Raw genomic sequence first — 18,708 nt, forward strand, 5'->3', positions numbered from 1 at the left:
GGGCGTTTACTCCGGGAAGCCGGAGGGAACCATGCCAGCGACCGGAGGAAGCGCGCTCGGACGATTGAGCGCCATGCCGGTCGCCGATTGGACGAGGCGGATGTGGGAGCGTGTGCCGTCCCTGCCGCCGGGCTGGTTCGGTTTCTGCAGCCGGACCTGGATCGCCATCGTGCTGGCACTTGCGACCGCCTTCTGGCTGCAACTCGACAGTGCCGACTCCGCAGCCGTGTGTGCGGCGATCCTGGCGCAGCCGACCCGGGGCCAGTCGCTGTCCAAGGCGATCTACCGGATGGGCGGCACGGTGATCGGCGCCGCCGTGGCGCTGCTGCTGATCGGGCTGTTCCCGCAGGACCGGTTCATGCTGCTGGGTGGCGTCGGCCTTTGGGTGGCGATCTGCACCACCGTCAGCACGATGACCCGCGATTTCCGTGCCTACGCGGCGGTCCTTTCCGGCTACACCGTCTCGATCGTCGCCATCGCGGTCATCGACAATCCGAACGGCGCGTTCTCCAGTGCGGTGTCGCGCGTGGCGGTGATCGCGATCGGTATCGTCGCGATGACGGTGGTCAACGACGTGTTCGGGTCCCCGGAAACCTGGAAGCAGCTCGCCGACGGACTGAAGAAATCCACCGAGACGGTGTTCGGTATCGCCGACGCCGCGGTGCATGGCCGTGCCCTGCCGGCCGAGACGGACATTGCTGCCCTGGCCTCGGGCATACTGGCGCTGAGCACGCAGGCGAACTATTCGCGCACCGAACTGCAGGACGGGCAGCACCGGATTGCCGGGGCTGACAGCGCCATGCTCGGACTGCTGGACATGCTTTTCTGCGCACGGGCAATCGCATACGGCCTGCAGCGCGACGATGCGGATCCGGCGATCGTGCAGCGCCTTCCGGAACTGGCCGGTGCCCGATCGGATCGCGAGGCGTTCGCGGATGTCGAGATCCCGCATGAGCCGGTCGATGCCTTCCTGATCGAGCGTACAGCAGCACTCGCCCGCAACCGGCGCTGGGTCGAGGACGGGATGGGCGTGCTGTCAAACGGCGGGCGGCCGAAACGGTATGTGAGCCTGGAGTATCATCTGGATCGTTTCGCGGCCGGGCTGAACGCCACCCGGATCCTGATCGCGTTCGCGATCGGCGCCGCCTTCTCGATCCTGTCCGGGCTGTCGGACTCGACGCTGGCATTGATCCAGATTTCCGCCGTGTGCGCTCTGGCGGCGACCAACCCCAACCCAACCAGCTTCGCCTACGGCGTGCTGATCGGCGCGCCGCTCGCCGTCATTGCAGCAGCACTCATCAACTTCTTTCTGCTGACCCAGGGTTCGGCGATGCCGGTGCTGGCGATCGCGATCCTGCCGGCGGTGTTCATCGCCTGCACGCTGGTGATGTATCCGAAAACCGGCGCGATCGGCTTCATCATGCTGGTGTTCACCTTCGTGATGCTGAACCCGGCCAATCCGCAAAGCTTCGACCTGACATCGTTCGTCGAGCGCGCCATCATGTTCCTGTCGGCGGCGGTGATCGTGTTCCTGTCACTGGTGCTGATCCTGCCTGTGTCGCCGCGCCGGCGCGTCATGCGCGGGATGCTGGCGATCGCCCGGGATGTCGAGCGCGAGATGGACGGGCCGGCCCAGCACGAGGGACCTGCCCTGGCCAGCCGCCAGTACGACCGGCTGTCGCAGATGCAACAGTGGAACAGCCGGATCGGTTCGAGCGGCAGCCGGCGCTTCGTGCTGGCACGGCTGATCGGGCTGACCGATCTGGTCGGCGCGCTCGGCCGCGCTCGTGCCGGGCTGCATGGCATCGAGGCAGTCGAGCCGCTTTGCGACACCGCCACGGAGATCGGCGGCGGGTTGCGGAAGAACGACGTCGACGGGACGCTGGGCCGCATGGATGTCGCCGCACGGATGCTTCTGGACCAGGGCCATGCCGTTCCCGCAGTGCATCGTGGCGCGTTGCTTCGTGCGGTGTCCGGACTCTACGGCGCCGGGGCTGCCTTGCGCGCCAACCGGCGGATGCTGTTGCTGACCGGCACGGTCCGGACTTCTCACAAGTCGGCAGCGGCCTGAGCCATGACGCATGTGCTCGATCTCAATGGCATCCTGGTTTCCTCGTTCGTCGGACAGGCGTTGCTCGCACTGGTAATCCTGCTGATACTCCGGCCGATCCTGGCGCGGCTCGGGTTCCAGCGGGTGGTGTGGAACCCGCCACTCGCCGAGTTTGCTTTGGGCATTTGCATCCTCGGCGTCATCATTCTGTTGAGCTAGGAGCGCCGGGTCATTTTCCGTCGAGCAAGACGCCTGCTGCGTGTCATTTCAACCGTGACGATCCTGGTGGTCGCCGGGATCGTCATGCTGGCGTTGTGGGAGCATTACACCGCGCAGCCCTGGACCCGCGACGGCGAGGTGCGCGTGCAGGTCGCCAACATCGCGCCGCAGGTGTCCGGCCAGATCGTGTCGGTGGACGTGCACGACAACGAGTTCGTTCATAAGGGTGACGTGCTCTACACCATCGAACGTTTCGATTTCGAGGTCGCACTGGCTTCGGCCGATGCAACCGTGCGGCAGCGGCAGGTCGCCATGACGGTCAGCCAGACCCAGGCCGTGCGACGCAAGGAGCTGACCACCCTGTCCACGTCGCTCGAGGAAAAGCAGCAATACCAGGGAACCGCCGAGCAATCATCCGCCACCTACGCACAGGCGGTCGCGCAACAGTCGCAGGCGCGGATCAACCTGCAGCGGACCACCGTACGCAGCACCGTCAACGGCTACGTGACCAACCTACTGATGCGCGTTGGCAACTACGCGACCGAGGGAACGTCCAACATCCAGATCATCGACGCGGACAGCTACTGGGTCGACGGCTACTTCGAGGAAACCAAGCTGGAACCGATCCGCGTCGGCGATCCGGCACAGGTGATGCTGATGGGGTATCGCGACCCGATCCGGGGCCATGTGGAAAGCATCACGCGGGGCATCGCCACGTCGAACGCCGGTGCCTCGACGCAGGGACTTCCGTCGGTGGATCCGGTCTATACCTGGGTCCGCCTGGCACAACGCATTCCGGTTCGTATCCATATCGACCAGGTTCCACCGACGGTGGTGCTGGCCGCCGGCATGACGGCGACGGTCACGGTGCATCCGCTGCATCCGTTGCCGGCATCGAGGTACGATGGCCCGGGCGCCGGGCTGGTTGCGTGGACGAGCGACCAGATGGAACGGCAACGGACCGCACCGGCAACGACCGATGCCAAATAGGCTCAGGCTAAATTCGCAATCGCAAGACGGTACGTTGACCTCGCGGGATGAACCGATCCGTGTCGGGCTGATCGGCTACGGATATGCAGGACGAACGTTCCATGCGCCATTGATCGCGGCGACGGTGGGCCTGGAACTCGTTTCCGTCGCATCGAGCGACGCCGCCAAGGTCCGGAGGGACCTGCCGGATGTAGAAACCGTGCGCGACCCGATGGCGCTGGCCGGCACGGCCGGCATCGATCTGGTTGTGATCGCGTCTCCAAACGATACGCATGTCCAGCTTGCGCGGACGGCACTCGATGCCGGCAAGGCCGTCGTGGTGGACAAACCGTTGACCGTCGATCTTGCGGATGCGCGCGATCTCGCGGACCAGGCTCAACGACTCGGCCTGTTGCTGTCGGTGTTTCACAACCGGCGCTGGGACAGCGATTTCCTCAGTGTGAAGCAGGCGATCGAGGACGGCCTGGTGGGCCGTGTCACCCATTTCGAATCCCATATCGACCGGTATCGTCCGCAGGTGCGTGACCGCTGGCGCGAGAATTCCGGCAGCGGAAGCGGCATCTGGTTCGATCTCGGGCCACATCTGGTCGACCAGGCACTGCAACTGTTCGGCCTGCCGGATCGCGTCCAGGCCAACCTCGCGGCGCAGCGTACCGGCGCGAAGACCGACGACTGGGCGCACGTGCTGCTGGAGTGTGATTGCCGCCGGGTCGTGCTGCACGCGGGGATGCTGGTGGCGGGCGGCTCGAACCGGTTCGTCGTGCATGGCGAGACCGGCAGCCTGGTGAAGCGCCACTCCGACCGGCAGGAAGCCCAACTGGTGGCGGGCATGCGACCCGGCGCACCCGGATGGGGTGCCGACCCGGATGGGCTGATGGTCTACGATGCGGACGGTGCCGAACGGCTGCTCACGCCGGTCGATGGAGACTACCGTCACTATTATGCGGGGATCGCCAGGGCGCTGACCGGTAACGGCACCAATCCGGTGCCACCGGCGCAGGCGGTGGCGACCATGGCTATCATCGACGCGGCGATCGTGTCGGCGCGGACCGGGCGTGTCGTCGACATGGCGTTCACCGCGGCAGACCGTGCAGCGTTCGGCGTCTAGCCAGACGACAGGCCGACGGTCGCTGCAACCACGCCGGCGAGCACGATCCAGGGCGGAAGTTTCCACGAGACCAGTGCGACGAAGCCGGCCCCGGCCACCAGGAAATCCCGCGGCGCCAGCACTGCGCTGGTCCAGACCGGATCGTATAGCGCCGCCGCGAGAATGCCGACGACCGCAGCGTTGGCACCACGCAGTGCCGCCTGCGCCGACGCTCTCGCACGGAGACCGTTCCAGAACGGCAGGGCTGCCACCAGGATCAGCAATCCGGGCAGGAACACCGCGACCAGCGCCAGGGCCGCCCCGGCCACGCCGCCTGCACCCGGCTTTATCAGGGCACCAAGGTAGGCAGCGAAGGTGAAGAGCGGTCCGGGAACGGCCTGCGCGGCACCATAGCCGGCGAGAAACGTGCTCTCGCTCATCCAGCCCGGGTGGACGATCCGCGCCTGCAGCAGCGGCAGGATGACGTGACCGCCGCCGAACACCAGCGCGCCGGAACGGTAGAACGCGTCGAACACCGCGACGGGCTGCGAGCTGGTCGCGGCCTGGACCAGCGGCAGGCCGACCAGCAGCACGATGAACGAGACCAGGCACATGATCGCGGCTGCGGGCAGGACCGCAAACCGCAGCGAACTTGCTGCCGACGTGCGACCGTTCCGGCAGACCAACAGTCCAGCCAGGGCGCCGCCGGCGATCGCCCCGACCTGGCCGATCCCGCCACCGACCAGGGATACCAGGGCAAGCGCCGCGACCGCGATCGCGGAGCGGGCCCGGTCGGGAGCCAGGGTTCGCGACATGCCGAGCACGGCCTGCGCGACGATCGCCACCGCGACCAGTTTCAACCCATGGATGACGGCCTGGCCGAGCGGGCCGGAGAACGACGCCGCGCCATAGGCGAACGCGACCAGCAGCGCCGCCGAGGGCAGGGTAAACGCCGTCCAGGCGGCCAGGGCGCCGAGCGGTCCGGCACGCAACAAGCCGATCGCGAAACCGACCTGGCTCGATGCGGGGCCGGGCAGGAACTGGCACAGGGCGACAAGGTCGGCATAGTCGGCCTCATCGATCCAGCGCCGCCGGGTGACGAATGCATCACGGAAATAACCCAGATGCGCGACGGGTCCGCCGAACGACGTCAGTCCAAGCACGAGGAATGCCGCGAAGACCCCGCCGACGGAACCACGATCAGGCGCTCTGCCCGTATCCTCGACAGGCATCGCCACGGCCGCCGCCACCACGGCTCGCTCTATCGCATATCTGCGCAGAACCGCGCGATCCGGCGGCAGGCTTCGGCCAGGCTTTCGTCATCCGCCGCGACGCTGAGGCGCAGATACGGGCTCATGCCGAAGGCGCTGCCGGACACCACCGCGACATGCTGCTCGTCCAGCAGCGCCAGCGCGAAGTCATCGTCGGTGCGGATCGGCTTGCCCCCGGCACTGGTGCGGCCGAGGCAGCCGGCAATCCCGGGATAGGCGTAGAATGCGCCGTCCGGCATCGCGCAGGTCATTCCGGGAATAGAGCGCAACGCCTCCACCACCAGGTCGCGCCGGCGCCGGTAGGTGTCGCGCATCACCGGCAGCAGCTCCTGCGGTCCGTTCAGGGCGGCGACCGCGGCCGCCTGGCTGACCGACGACGCACCGGACGTGGCATTGCTCTGGATCACCAGCATCGCCTTGATCAGGCTGGCCGGGCCGGCGGCATAGCCGATCCGCCAGCCGGTCATCGCGTAGCTTTTCGACACGCCGGACAGGGTCAGGATGCGGTCGTGCAGCGCCGGCACCGCACACGCCAGGGACACATGCGGGACATCGCGGAATACCAGATGCTCGTAGATCTCGTCGCACAGGATCCACAGGTCGGGATGACGGAGCAGCACCTTGCCCAACGCCCGGAGATCGTCCGCCGGACACACCGCGCCGGTCGGGTTGTTCGGGAAATTCAGGATCACCCACTTCGTGCGCGGCCCGATCGCGCGCTCCAGCGCCTCGGGCTTCAGGCGAAAGCAATCGGCCTCCAGACACTCGGCAAACACCGGCACCCCGCCGAGCAACTCCACCGTCAGCGGATAACTTGCCCAGTACGGCGCGGGGATCACCACCTCGTCGCCGGGATCGAGCGTCGCCATCAGCGCATTGAACAGGATCTGCTTGCCGCCATTGGCAACCATCACCTCGTTCAACGCGTAGTCGAGGTCGTTCTCGCGGGCGAACTTGGCGACCACGGCCTGCTTCAGCGCGAGCGTGCCATCGACCGGCGGATATTTGGTCTGGCCATCCAGCGCGGCTGCGTGCGCCGCGTCGATCACATGCGTGGGCGTTGCGAAGTCGGGCTCACCCAAGGCCAGCGAGATCACGTCGTGCCCGGCGGCACGCAACGCCCGCGCCCTGATTGACATCGCGATCGTGGCGGGGGCGGATGCGTTTGAAAGCTTCGTTGCTAGCGCTGGCATGTTGTCCTCAGGCAGGGCGCTGCCCTGCACCCGCCAAAGGACGGTCGTCCTTTGGAAACCTGTTAATTCAAGGAGGCGCAGAAGCGCTGGATGCGGGTGCAGCCTTCGCGCAGGCTTTCGGTGTCGGTCGCGTAGGACACCCGGAAATGGCCCGGGAACACGAACGCGGTGCCATGCACGGTGGCAACGCCCTCCTCCTCCAGCAACGCGATCACGAACGCCTCGTCATCGACGATCGACGCACCACGGGGACTGGTCTTGCCGATACAGCCCTGCATCGACGGATACACATAGAACGCACCCTCCGGCGTGTGGCAGTTCAGCCCCGGTGCGGCGTTCAGCATCTCCACCACCAGGTCGCGACGCGCCTGATAGGTCGAGACCATGTCCGCAATGAAATCCTGCGGCCCGGTCAACGCCTCGAGGGCGGCGGCCTGGCTGATCGAGGACGGGTTCGACGTAGACTGGCTCTGCAGCTTGTCCATCGCCTTGATCAGCGACAGCGGTGCGCCGGCGAAGCCGATCCGCCAGCCGGTCATCGCATAGGCCTTGGAACAGCCGTTCATCGTCACCGTGCGGTTCCGCAGGCGCGGCTCGACCTGCACGATCGTCGCCGGGCGGAACCCGTCATAGACCAGCTTGTCGTAGATATCGTCGGTGAACACCCACACGTCCGGGTGGCTCAGCAGCACGTCGCAGATAGGACGCAATTCCTCCGCCGTGTAGGCCGCCCCGGTCGGGTTGTTCGGCGAGTTCAGGAAGAACCACTTGGTCTTCGGCGTGATCGCCGCCTCGAGATCCTCGGCCCGCAGCTTGAAACCGGAGTTCGGGCCGCACGGAACGATGACCGGCGTGCCTTCGGCAAGGGCGACAATGTCCGGATACGAAACCCAGCACGGCGACGGAATGATGACCTCGTCGCCGGGCTCGAGCGTCGCCAGCATCGCGTTGAAGATCACCTGCTTGCCGCCGGTCGAGACGATGATCTCTTCCGGCGAGTAATCGAGCCCGGAATCCAGCCGGAACCGCTCGGCGACCGCCTTCTTGAGGGCCGGCGTCCCCGACACGTCGGTGTATTTGGTCTGGCCCGCCTCGATCGCCCGGATCGCCGCCTGCTTGACGTTCGCGGGCGTGTCGAAATCCGGTTCGCCGGCCGACAGGCTGATGATGTCCCTGCCCGCCGCCTTCAGCGCGCGCGCCTTGGACGAGATGGCAATGGTCTGGCTGGGGCTGATCTTGTTCAGGCGGGCGGCGATGAGGTCCATGATGATCTGCCAGAGGCTCCGAATAATGCACGAGTGAAACGCCGCGAAAGCTAGTGCGAAATCGCCGCCTGGGGAAACCGGCGGTGCGACAGGGCTGCTGCCCGGATGGTCAGATACCGAGAGAGAACAGGTTGAACCCCCACGGCGGCAGGTCGAGGAACAGGCCGGCCGAGGCGATTTCGGCGCCGTCGCGCGTATAGCGTTCGGCATGCATCCGGTCGGTCAGCGTCACCAGCCCGTCCGCCAAGTTCGCACGCACCCGGCACTGGCCGCGATCCGGCCCGTAATTCACCACCAGCAGAAACCTCGGCCCGTTCGCGTCGTGCCAGAGTGCGGCGATGAAACGCTGGTCGCTGGGATTGCCGTCCCAGGCCGGCGACGGGGACAGCGGCTCGTACCGGCCCTGTCGAAACACCGGCTCGTCGAGCACCGGCAGCAGATGGCGATAGAACGCCAGCACCGCCTCATCCACCGGCTCGTCCGGACCGCGATCGAGATGGATCGGGATGTGCACCCGCATGCCTTCGAGTTGGCCCTGGTGCAGGAACCGCAGGCCGGGTGCGGCGAACGCCAGCATCGCCGCTGCCTGGTGCCGGGGCCAGTCGAACGCAGCGGCGGCGCGCGCCTCGTCATGGTTCTCGAGGAAGCGCGCCAGGTGCGCCTGCGCGGCGGGATCGACTGCCAGCAGCGCCCGCACCCGCCCGGCATCGCCCGCCTGCAGCGCGTCGTAGAGAGCCTTGTCGTAGGAGAGGTCGAACCCGTCCTCGATCAGCCTGTGCTCCAGGCCCCAATAGACCTCGGCCATGAACAGGAATTTGGGATGTGCCGCCCGGACGGCGCGGGTCGCAGCCGGCCAGAACGGTGCCACCATGCGGCCAGCGAGACTGGCCGCCCAGGTGCGCTCAAACACGTCCGGCAGCAGCAGCATCGCCATGTCGCAGCGCACGCCATCGCAGGCATCCGCCACCGACAGCAGGGTTTTCGCCATCGCCGCCTGGGTTTCCGGGTTGGCGTAGTCGAGCTGGACGGTGTCCGGCCAGCCGGAAAAGTATGGATCACGGCCATGCGCGAAGATGCCGGCCCCGAGCCTCACCCAATTGGCGCGCGCGTCCGCCAGGTCTGCTTCGGTGCCCTGGATGAACAGCGAGGGCTGGGCCGTGACCCATGGGTGATCGAGCGCCATGTGGTTCGGCACCATGTCCAGCATCAGGCGCAGGCCGGCCCGGTTGACGCGCGCGCGCAGCCTCGCCAGCGCGGCATCGCCGCCAAACGCTGCCTCGGCGGTGTAGCCGGCGATGGCGAACGGGGAGCCGCAGATATCGTCCGGGGTCAGGTCGGGCAGCGCCTGCCGGAAACCTTCCTGCCAGTCCGGGTTGGTGCGGGAGATCGTGCGGCCGGCCGCTCCGGTCTGCCAGACACCGAGGAACCAGACCCAGTCGACGCCCAGCGTCTTCAGCGCCGAAAGCGTCTCGTCCGGAACGTCGTCGAACCCGGCCGGCCGGCCGAGCAAGCCTGAGATGCTGCGCATCAGGACACGCGTGTTGATCTGGTAGAGCATCGGGTTTGACGGCAGGTCGGGCATGCAGGTTCCTCTGGCGGCGAGACTACGTCAGGGCATGGGACTCCCGCCAGAATTCGCATCGGTCCGAATGGTCCGCCGGGGTCACCCCGAGTCGCGCCTCAGGCGCTCCCAGCCAAGTGGCTCATGCGACAACTTGATGACGGGGATTGCCGAAAAGGTCACATGACTTGCGGAGGATGGGGGCGTCTGCAATAAAAGAGTCTGTTTCTAGACGGCGCACACTGACTGGCGTTTCGTTGGACTGATTGCCAGGCTTTCCATGCGGCGTCCTTGTAAGGATGCGCACTTGCCTGACGGCGGCCTGCACTTTCCTGCTCTTGTGCTCAACGCGGATTTTCGTCCGCTCTCCTACTTTCCGCTCTCGGTCTGGTCCTGGCAGGACGCGATCAAGGCGGTCTTCCTCGACCGCGTCTCGGTGCTGAGCGAGTACGACCGCGAGGTCCACTCCCCGAGCCTGTCGATCCGGCTGCCGAGCGTCATCGCGCTGAAGGACTACATCCCCTCCGCACGGCGCCCTGCCTTCACCCGCTTCAACGTGTTCCTGCGCGACAACTTCTCCTGCCAGTACTGCCTGGATCGGCTGCCCACGCACGACCTCACCTTCGACCACGTGGTCCCGCGCTCCCGTGGCGGCCGCACCACCTGGGAGAACGTCGTCACCGCCTGCGGCAGCTGCAACCTGCTGAAGGGGAACCGGCTTCCGCGCGAGATCCACATGCATCCGCGCAAGGTTCCGTGCCAGCCGACGACCTGGGAGCTCCAGGATAACGGCCGCGCCTTCCCGCCGAACTTCCTGCACGAGAGCTGGCGCGACTACCTCTACTGGGACACCGTCCTGGAGAACTGACAGCCATCACTGGGGCAGACAGTCTTCGTGCGGCTGCCAAATCGTTGGCGATGCTGCCGGCGGAACGATCCGGGCGCGACCGGCAATGTCCGCAGGGTCTCGTCCTTCATGCTTCGCACCTCCACAACTTGAGCCGGTTGCGGTCCAAGCGCCGCGTCGACCGAGGTGGCGCTGCTCGTTGGCGTCAACTGATCGGGTCGTTCACCGCGGCGACGGCGACGGCGGCCCGACCGGATGCCGCACCGCCGAGATCTCGGCGCTGGCCCGGGCGATCGTGCCCACCAGGATTTCCTGGACGCCGGAAACGACGATCTGCACGCCGATGCACAGAAGGATCAGCGCGACCAGCCGGGTGACGATCCGGGCGCCCGACCGGCCAAGCATGAGGACGAAGCGCGGGGCGCTGGCATAGGCGACCCAGACCATCAGACAGACAGCGACGGCAGCGAGGCACGTGCCCAGGCTGAACTCCAGCCGGGCCAGCATCCCGCCCGCTTCCGGCCGTTCGGCACCCAGCGCGATCGCCACCGAAATGCTTCCCGGTCCCACCGTGAACGGCATGGTCAGCGGAAAGAACGCGGTGGACGACACATCGGCGGCCGCGGTACGGCCCTCCTGGTGCGCCTGGCGTTCCTTGTTGGCCTCGTTCTCTTCCGGCGCCTGCAGCAGGCTCCAGGCGCGCACTGCCACCACCAGACCGCCGGCGATGCGCAGGGCGCCGATAGTGATGCCGAAGAAGGCGAGCAGGGTGCTGCCGATGAACAGCGACACCAGCAGGATCAGCAGGCCGTATACTGCCACCCGCCGCGCCAGCATCGCCCGCTCGGCACCGCTGCGGCCGTCGGTCACCTCCGCGAAGATGAGTGCCGCACCGATCGGGTTGACGATCGAGAACAGCGCCGGAAACGCCAGCAGAAAGGCTCCGGACAGGCTCGCGAAGTTTGCAGTCTCGGCACTCAGGTAGGCCATCGCTGCTCCGGATCAGGCGTGCGGTTGCCGGCAACCGGTCATAATGGAAAACTATGCGACGAGGCCGGACCGCCGGACCATAGACCGAGAGGACAGCATGTCGACATCCACCTCGAGGCGGCCGCACAAGGTGCTCCTGTTTACCGGCCTTCTTTACTCGCTTGCCGGCCTGGCCTTGGCTGGAGGCGGGCTGTGGCTCGCGTCGCTCGGCGGCTCGCTGTTCTACCTGATCGCCGGCCTCGGTATCCTGCTGACCGGCGTGCTGCTGGTCGCCAGGCGATCGGAGGCACTGTGGGTCTACGCTGCCGTGCTGATCGGCACCATGGCCTGGTCGATCTGGGAGATCGGCTTCGACTGGTGGCCGCTCGCCGCCCGTGGGGACGTGATCTTTCCGCTCGGGTTGTGGCTGCTGACGCCGTGGATCCGGCGCGGGCTCGACCCGGAATACGGACGCGGGTTCCATCGGAACCTGAAGCGCGCATCGGCCGGCGGGGCCTCGGCGCGGCCTGCACCGGTGCGTCGCGCCGGGGCCGGTCCGCTCTGGATCGGAGTCGCGGCCGGCGTGGTCGTGCTGCTGGTCGGACTGGTGACCACGCACAACGACCTGGCGGGCGTCATCGATAATGGCACGACCGGGCCGGCGCCGCAGGATTATGCCGGCCAGCCGGACGAGGACTGGCACGCGTATGGCCGCACCCAGTTCGGCACCCGCTTTTCGCCGCTGTCGCAGATCACCCCGGCCAACGCGAACCAGCTCAAGGTGGCGTGGGTGTTCCGCACCGGCGATGTCGGCAGCGACCAGGATCCGAAGGAGACCACCTTCGAGGTCACGCCGATCAAGGTCCGCGACACGCTCTATCTCTGCTCGCAGCACCAGAAGCTGTTCGCGGTGGACGCACGCAACGGCACCCTGCGCTGGTCCTACGACCCGAAGCTGTATCGCAACCCGACCTTCCAGCACCTCACCTGCCGTGGCGTCTCCTATTCCGACACGCCGGCCGGTTCGCTCGACACAGAGGGCAAGCCGGTGCCGGCCGAGTGTCCGCACGCTATATTCCTGCCGGTCAATGACGGGCGGATGGTCAAGCTCGATGCCGATACCGGCAAGCTGTGCGAGGGCTTCGGCGACCACGGCACGCTTGGCCTGATCGACGGCATGGGGGAGCGGACGCCGGGCTACTACGAGCCGACCTCGCCGCCGGTGGTGAGCGACCAGATCCTGGTGGTGGCCGGTGCGGTCATCGACAACTACTCGACCCACGAGCCGTCCGGCGTGGTGCGCGGCTTCGACATCCATACCGGGCGGTTGGTCTGGGCGTGGGATGCGGGCAATCCCGACGAGAACGAGATGCCGTCCGCAACCCACCACTACACCAACAATTCGCCCAATAGCTGGATGACCGCCTCCTACGATGCCAAGCTCGGCTTGGTGTATCTGCCGATGGGGGTGCAGACGCCGGACATCTGGGGCGGCAACCGCACGCCGGCGTCTGAGCGCTATTCCAGTGCGCTGGTGGCGCTGGACATCAAGACCGGCCATCGCGTCTGGTCGTATCAGACCGTGCATCATGACCTCTGGGACATGGATCTGCCGTCGCAGCCGACGCTGGTCGACCTCAACCGGCCCGAGGGTGTCGTTCCGGCGATCCTGGTACCGGCCAAGACCGGTAACCTGTTCGTCCTCAACCGCCAGACCGGTGCGCTGATCGTGCCGGCACCGGAAACCGCCGTGCCGGGCGGTGCGGCACCCGGCGATCACGTGTCACCGACGCAGCCCTTCTCGGAGCTGAGCTTCCGTCCGAAGCGCAACCTGGTCGGCGCCGACATGTGGGGCGCCACCATCTACGACCAGCTCGCCTGCCGGATCATGTTCCACCGGCTGCGCTACGAGGGTCCGTTCACACCGCCGAGCCTGCAGGGCACGCTGGTGTTCCCGGGCAATCTCGGCATGTTCGAGTGGGGCGGCGTGGCGGTCGACCAGGCGCGCCAACTGGTGATCGCCAACCCCATGGCGATCCCGTTCGTGTCGACGCTGATACCGCGCGGGCCGGACAATCCTGCCGCGCCGAACAACGCGCATCCGTCCGGGTCCGAGGTCGGCGTGCAGCCGATGTATGGCTCGCCGTTCGGGGTGAACCTGCACCCGTTCCTGTCGCCGATCGGACTGCCCTGCAAGCGGCCGCCGTGGGGCTACATGGCGGGGATCGACCTGAAGACGATGAAGATCGTCTGGCAGCATCGCAACGGCACCATCCGCGACGAGGCACCGCTGCCGATCCCGATCAAGATGGGCGTGCCGATGCTGGGCGGTCCGCTGACCACCGCCGGCGGCGTCGCGTTCCTGACCGGGACGCTGGACTACTACATCCGCGCCTACGACGTCCGTGACGGCCACCAGTTGTGGCAGGACCGCCTCCCCGCCGGCGGCCAGTCGACACCGATGAGCTACGCCGTCGACGGCAAGCAGTTCGTGGTGACTGCGGCCGGCGGACACGGCTCGTTCGGAACCAAACGGGGCGACTACGTGATCGCCTACACGCTTCAATAGGTCGCGCCGGCACCGCCGAAAGGGGCTTGCTTCCTCTTCGGCGGTGTTTTACATCCACCGCCACTGGCCATGTCCTGTTCGTCTAGAGGCCTAGGACGCTGCCCTCTCACGGCGGTAACAGGGGTTCGAATCCCCTACGGGACGCCAGTATTTCCACGCACTAGGCCCGACTTCCTCCAAACATCCTTGTGGCGGACATGTCGCTTGGCCGGACGGACGGTGACCCATGCATGGTTGTCATCGGGCCTATCGAGTGCAACCGTCGGCATCGGCATAACGATGACGCGGTAGCTCGCCATCATGACAACGACACCGACGTGGCTCGGCTACGTTCACTCATCATGATCCACGGTCGCGGTGCGCTCGGCCATCCTGCTGGCCCACCGATCCGTTCGCCCGGTTTAATCGACCGCCGCGCCGAAGAGATTGCGCGCTGTGATAGGTGTGGAGCCGGATCGCCGGGACGAAACCAATGAAGACTTTCTTGTCTGCAGCGTTGATGACGATCACGGCGTTGACCCCGCTGGCCGCATCCGCCGCTCAGTTGTCTGATTATTTCGGACATTGGAAGGTCGTTAAAATCGCGGGTTACGGGGATGCCAGCTCCGGTCAGGCCGGAGCCGACAAGGGACTTGGCAAATCGTATGTGATCTCAAGGACCAGCATCATGATGCCGTCCGGCCTGTGCGACAAACACGAGATCACCTATGACGTCGTGACTGTAGATGGCGTCATGAGCGAGGGATGGGAGGTCACGCGTAAGGACCTGGACCTCGGAGAGTTTCGCCTGGGAAACAAGGCCGGCTATATCAATGCCGTCTGCATGGATGGATTCGTGCTCGACAAGAATAACTTGCTGGTGCCCTCGGGCGACGGCGCGTTCTACATCGTTCGCCGTCAGACATAGCCTGGTCGGAGGCACTCGCATGGCAGGCCGAGAAAGGTCTGGATGCCATTCATCGCGATGGCGACCGACCCGTTCGTAAACGCGGCAGGCTTTTTCTCCATCCTGAACGCCGATCGCGCGGAGACGGTTCAAAGAATGCCTTCGGCAACCTGATGCGATCATCATTCAAGCCTGGCATGTGGAACCGGGCAAGCCGTGACCGGATATCCGTTGATCCAACGAATGATCCACACTTGCCAGTCGGAGAGCATGCCACGGCGGACGTGGATGACCACCTGATCGGCACCTGGCGCTTCGTGGAACAGGACGCGATCCTACGGGATGGGCAAACGACGCGCCCGCTCGAGGACCGTGCGGCCCGCACTTTGGCTGTGCTGTGCCGGCGTCGAGGCGAGATCGTCAGCCGGGACGAGCTTCTTGCCGAGGTCTGGCAAGGCCGCATCGTGAGTTCCAACAGCGTTGCCATCGTCATCGGCGACCTGCGACGGGCCCTCGGCGACGATGCCCGTCGCCCCACCCACCTCGTTACGATCGCCAAGCGGGGCTATCGTCTCAACGCGGAGCCCGCGCAGCCGCCGGAAATAGAGGCATTCTCGGGACATCAGCCACCAGATCGAGCCGGGCACCGATACGTCTGGGGCGTAGCGGCGGCCGTTGCAGTCCTGTTTGGGCTGTTGATGGTCGGTCTTCCGGCGCGTTACAGCCAGCTGCCGGAACTGGTCGTTGCGCCTGTGAGCAACGATACCGGGGTCGCAAGCTATCAACCACTGGCCAGCGCCTTGAGCGCGGTCGTGACTGATCGGGTGGCGCGCTTCGACTCGATCCGGATGATTGCGCCGGAAGCAAAAGCTGCGGCGCACGGCGCGGCCCCGGCTCTGCAACTGGTCTCGCACCTGATCCTCTGGAACGGGGTCCCCGAGTTGGCACTCAAGGCAACCGATGGTCGCACCGGGACGGTGCTCTGGTCCGGATTCGCTGCCGGCGGGGCGGCCGAGCTGGCAAAGTCGACGTCGCAACGCCTGGATGAGCTCGACCGCCGGCTCGACCCGAACGCACGGCGCCACAACCGATAATCCATTGATCATGAGGGGTTTATTGAAGGTTTACCCCTTCTTTACTCTTCCCCTGGGTCGGACCGTGCCACGGGAACCCTCCCCGACCGAGGAGATTTCACGTTGCGATACGCAAACCGGCCTTTCATGGCCGCCCCGATCCTCATCTTATGTCTACTCGCAACTCCCGCCCGAGCCCGGCAGGACACCAGCGGCGATACCGTCGATGTTCAGCATGTCATGGCTGCCTTCCATGCGGCCGTCGTTGCTCATGACGGAAAGAGGCTGGCTGCTTTGTTTACCTCTAGCGGAAGCAGCTGGTTCAACGTGCTCTCTGATCAGCGCTATGCGCTGGCTCGGGTGAAAGCGCCGGATGCAGCCAAGATCCGGATGAGTTCGTATCAGGATTTCGCCGACTTCGTGTCGAAGTCGAAAGCCTCGCTCGATCCCCAGCATTCCAACCTGCGGATCCAGACCGACGGTATCATCGCCTCGGCCTATTTCGACTTTCGCTTCATGATCGACGGCAAGGAGCAGAACCGGGGAAGCGAGACCTGGCAGCTGGTCAGGGGCGTCGATGGCTGGCGGATCGCGTCGATCTCCTACTCGTCCAACCTGCCGGGCTGATCAGAGCGTAATCGCCGTTCCGGCCTGGGCTCGATGATGCAAGGCCTGCCGGTGCGGCCCGCTACCTAGACGCGATGCTCGATGTCGCGATTTGGGCTTTCACCCTGTTACGGCCGGCGGATTTGGCGGAATAGAGCGCCCCGTCGGCAGCGGTGAACATCTCTTCCGCACTGGCCAGATTCAGTCTCGGAAACGCACTGGCCGCTCCGACGCTGATGGTCACGACATGCATCGGATTTGCATCGTGCTGAATTTGCAGGTTGAGAACTGCGCGCCGCACTGTCTCGCCGACCTCGATCGCGCCAAAAAGATCGGTGTTCGGGATGATCACGACGAACTCTTCCCCGCCATAACGCGCGACGAAATCGCCGGGACGGTGGACGCTGTCCTGGAGTGCCAAGGCGACCGCCTTGAGGACCGCATCTCCGGCCTGATGGCCGTACTGGTCGTTGTAGGTCTTGAACAAGTCCACATCGATGATGAGGATCGCGATCTCGCTCTCCGCGCGATAGGCGCGCTTCCATTCCTCGGCCAGGCGCGTATCGAAGGTGCGACGGTTCGCGACCTCGGTCAGGCTGTCGATGGCGGCCAGGCGGCCCAGTTCTTCGACCGCAAGTTTGAGTTTCAGCTCGGCTTCCTTGCGCCGGCTGACGTCGCGCAGAACCGCGATGAACCCGCCATCGCCGGCCACATAGCTGTAACGACCTTCCAACCAGATGTAGTGACCGTCTTTGTGGAGAATGCGGTAGTTCGTGTGGGTGTTCCGCAGTTCCCGTTGCGCCGACTTCGTGGTCGACTGGAATTCCAGCCAGTCATCCGGATGGATCCAGCTTTGCGGCGTCTTTCCGAGCAGGTCGGCCGGCTCATACCCATGCTTGCGGCATGACGGAGAAACATAGGTCCGGCGAAGCTGCCGGTCGAAGCGTATGATCATGTCGGACGAATTGTCGGCAAGCAGTCGATATCGGGTTTCGCTCTCACGCGCATTGTTCTCGGCCGCAAGCCGGCGACTCAACTCCGAGCGCAGTGTCAGCAGCAGGCAGAGGCTGATGACCCCCATGGTCAGCAGGCACAAGGTCACGAGCCATGCCCGCTGGCGCCAGGGCGCATAGACGTCGTTTTCCGACAGCCCGACATCCAGGACCAGTGGCCATCCACCCAGATGCGTGAACGAGTACACACGGCGCGTGCCGTCGAACACCGATCGCCCGGTATAGGTCCCGCTTCGTTTGAGCTCGAACTGCCGCATGATATTGGAACCGGCGACACTCTGTCCGACGTGCGTGGTGTCCGGATAGTGAGCGAGCATGGTTCCGTCGTCACGGAAAAGGCTGACGACATCGTGGGGTCCGAGTTTCAGCCGGCGGAACAGGTCGGCGAAATAGGCGACCTGGATGGTTCCGGTCACGATGCCGGCAAAACGACCGTCCGCCGTATCGAGGCGGCGCGACAGGGTGATGTCACCCCCGCCCGCCGTCCCAAGCCCGATTGGCCTGCCGATCGCAATTCCCATTGCATCGTGGTCCCGATGACGAAGCAATGCCTCCCGCTCAGCCGGACTAGCCGGCAGTGGAGCAAGCGTGGCCGCGTCATGGATCACATCTCCATCGCCGTCGATCACCCGGAGTGCGCCCTGGTAGGCGGCGGTGATGGAATGATCGAACAGCCCCATCTGCTGCAGATGCTGGTCGGCCGCCATGAGCGCCGGATCGTCCAGGGCCGATGACGTCGAACGCAGCGCGAGATCATAGATCGCGATGGTTCTCGCGATGTCGTCAGCCTCGGCGGCGAGGAGATTGCGCGAACTCTGGACATCATGCGCCCAGGTTTCCTGCCGCATCTCCAGCAACATTGTGCCTGAAAGCACCGAGAATCCGACGATGATCAGAACCGCTGCACCCGTGAGCAGGCTCAACTTCATCGCGGAGTGGCTTCCAATTTCGAACTACACTTCCTGCCCAGTCTCAAGTCTGAGCAAGGACGCATATCATGAGTTAAATTATATATTGCGACGCAGCCAATCGAAGGAAACCTTTGCTACATCGAGCTATAATTATAATCACATCTATCGATGATCGCAATACAATCTGGCAGTCCAGCC

15 protein-coding genes and 1 tRNA gene are annotated in these 18,708 nt (G+C 65.4%); 10 read left to right on the forward strand and 6 right to left on the reverse strand.

The window, feature by feature from the left end; translation table 11 throughout:
• Positions 1–31: 31 nt before the first annotated feature.
• The 4 genes from HN018_RS12625 to HN018_RS12640 are packed head-to-tail and all read left to right on the forward strand — an operon-like array spanning position 32 to position 4,367.
• Positions 32–2,071, forward strand: a complete 2,040-nt coding sequence (locus HN018_RS12625) for an FUSC family protein (RefSeq protein WP_171836342.1) — start codon at positions 32–34, stop codon at positions 2,069–2,071.
• Positions 2,072–2,074: 3 nt separating this feature from the next.
• Positions 2,075–2,269, forward strand: a complete 195-nt coding sequence (locus HN018_RS12630; protein ID WP_171836341.1) for a DUF1656 domain-containing protein — start codon at positions 2,075–2,077, stop codon at positions 2,267–2,269.
• 12 nt (positions 2,270–2,281) lie between these two features.
• Positions 2,282–3,259: an efflux RND transporter periplasmic adaptor subunit gene (locus tag HN018_RS12635; protein ID WP_171836398.1), complete on the forward strand. Its 978-nt coding sequence runs from the start codon at positions 2,282–2,284 to the stop codon at positions 3,257–3,259.
• A 34-nt stretch (positions 3,260–3,293) separates the two neighbouring features.
• A complete protein-coding gene (locus HN018_RS12640) occupies positions 3,294–4,367 on the forward strand; it encodes an oxidoreductase (RefSeq protein WP_239478637.1) in 1,074 nt (357 codons plus the stop codon).
• On the opposite strand, the gene chrA is transcribed toward HN018_RS12640, so the two are convergent.
• The 4 genes from chrA to HN018_RS12660 form a co-directional block, all read right to left on the reverse strand.
• Entirely contained in the window at positions 4,364–5,578 is a 1,215-nt protein-coding gene (gene chrA / locus HN018_RS12645) for a chromate efflux transporter (RefSeq protein WP_171836397.1), read from the reverse strand. The two genes, HN018_RS12640 and chrA, sit on opposite strands and share 4 nt — an antisense overlap.
• Positions 5,579–5,607: 29 nt before the next feature.
• A complete protein-coding gene (locus HN018_RS12650; protein WP_171836339.1) occupies positions 5,608–6,810 on the reverse strand; it encodes a pyridoxal phosphate-dependent aminotransferase in 1,203 nt (400 codons plus the stop codon).
• Positions 6,811–6,872: 62 nt separating this feature from the next.
• Complete coding sequence (locus HN018_RS12655) at positions 6,873–8,075, reverse strand: pyridoxal phosphate-dependent aminotransferase (RefSeq protein WP_171836338.1); 1,203 nt, start codon at positions 8,073–8,075, stop codon at positions 6,873–6,875.
• Between the two features lie 109 nt (positions 8,076–8,184).
• Entirely contained in the window at positions 8,185–9,657 is a 1,473-nt protein-coding gene (locus tag HN018_RS12660; RefSeq protein ID WP_171836337.1) for an alpha-amylase family glycosyl hydrolase, read from the reverse strand.
• 286 nt (positions 9,658–9,943) lie between these two features.
• Between HN018_RS12660 and HN018_RS12665 the strand changes: the two genes are divergently transcribed.
• Positions 9,944–10,504, forward strand: coding sequence for an HNH endonuclease (locus HN018_RS12665; RefSeq protein ID WP_171836336.1), 561 nt, complete (start codon positions 9,944–9,946; stop codon positions 10,502–10,504).
• A gap of 201 nt (positions 10,505–10,705) precedes the next feature.
• Here the strand turns inward: HN018_RS12665 and HN018_RS12670 are convergent, their stop codons facing one another.
• Positions 10,706–11,473: a MarC family protein gene (locus tag HN018_RS12670; RefSeq protein ID WP_171836335.1), complete on the reverse strand. Its 768-nt coding sequence runs from the start codon at positions 11,471–11,473 to the stop codon at positions 10,706–10,708.
• 97 nt (positions 11,474–11,570) lie between these two features.
• On the opposite strand from HN018_RS12670, the gene HN018_RS12675 reads away from it, so the two are divergent.
• From HN018_RS12675 to HN018_RS12695, 5 genes are all read left to right on the forward strand, one after another.
• A complete protein-coding gene (locus HN018_RS12675) occupies positions 11,571–14,021 on the forward strand; it encodes a glucose/quinate/shikimate family membrane-bound PQQ-dependent dehydrogenase (protein ID WP_171836334.1) in 2,451 nt (816 codons plus the stop codon).
• Between the two features lie 71 nt (positions 14,022–14,092).
• A tRNA-Glu gene (locus HN018_RS12680) sits at positions 14,093–14,168 on the forward strand.
• 325 nt (positions 14,169–14,493) lie between these two features.
• Positions 14,494–14,928 (forward strand): hypothetical protein, encoded by a 435-nt coding sequence (locus tag HN018_RS12685; protein WP_171836333.1) that lies wholly within the window; start codon positions 14,494–14,496, stop codon positions 14,926–14,928.
• Positions 14,929–15,161: 233 nt separating this feature from the next.
• Positions 15,162–16,001 carry a winged helix-turn-helix domain-containing protein gene (locus tag HN018_RS12690; RefSeq protein WP_171836332.1) on the forward strand — a complete coding sequence of 280 codons (840 nt, stop codon included), beginning with the start codon at positions 15,162–15,164 and terminating at the stop codon, positions 15,999–16,001.
• Positions 16,002–16,307: 306 nt separating this feature from the next.
• Positions 16,308–16,607: a hypothetical protein gene (locus HN018_RS12695; protein ID WP_204259520.1), complete on the forward strand. Its 300-nt coding sequence runs from the start codon at positions 16,308–16,310 to the stop codon at positions 16,605–16,607.
• A gap of 61 nt (positions 16,608–16,668) precedes the next feature.
• Here HN018_RS12695 and HN018_RS12700 read toward each other — a convergent pair whose 3' ends face one another.
• Entirely contained in the window at positions 16,669–18,528 is a 1,860-nt protein-coding gene (locus HN018_RS12700; protein ID WP_171836331.1) for a diguanylate cyclase, read from the reverse strand.
• Positions 18,529–18,708: the final 180 nt, after the last annotated feature.

It is taken from the genome of Lichenicola cladoniae (assembly GCF_013201075.1).
In the GTDB taxonomy this organism is placed as follows: domain Bacteria; phylum Pseudomonadota; class Alphaproteobacteria; order Acetobacterales; family Acetobacteraceae; genus Lichenicola; species Lichenicola cladoniae.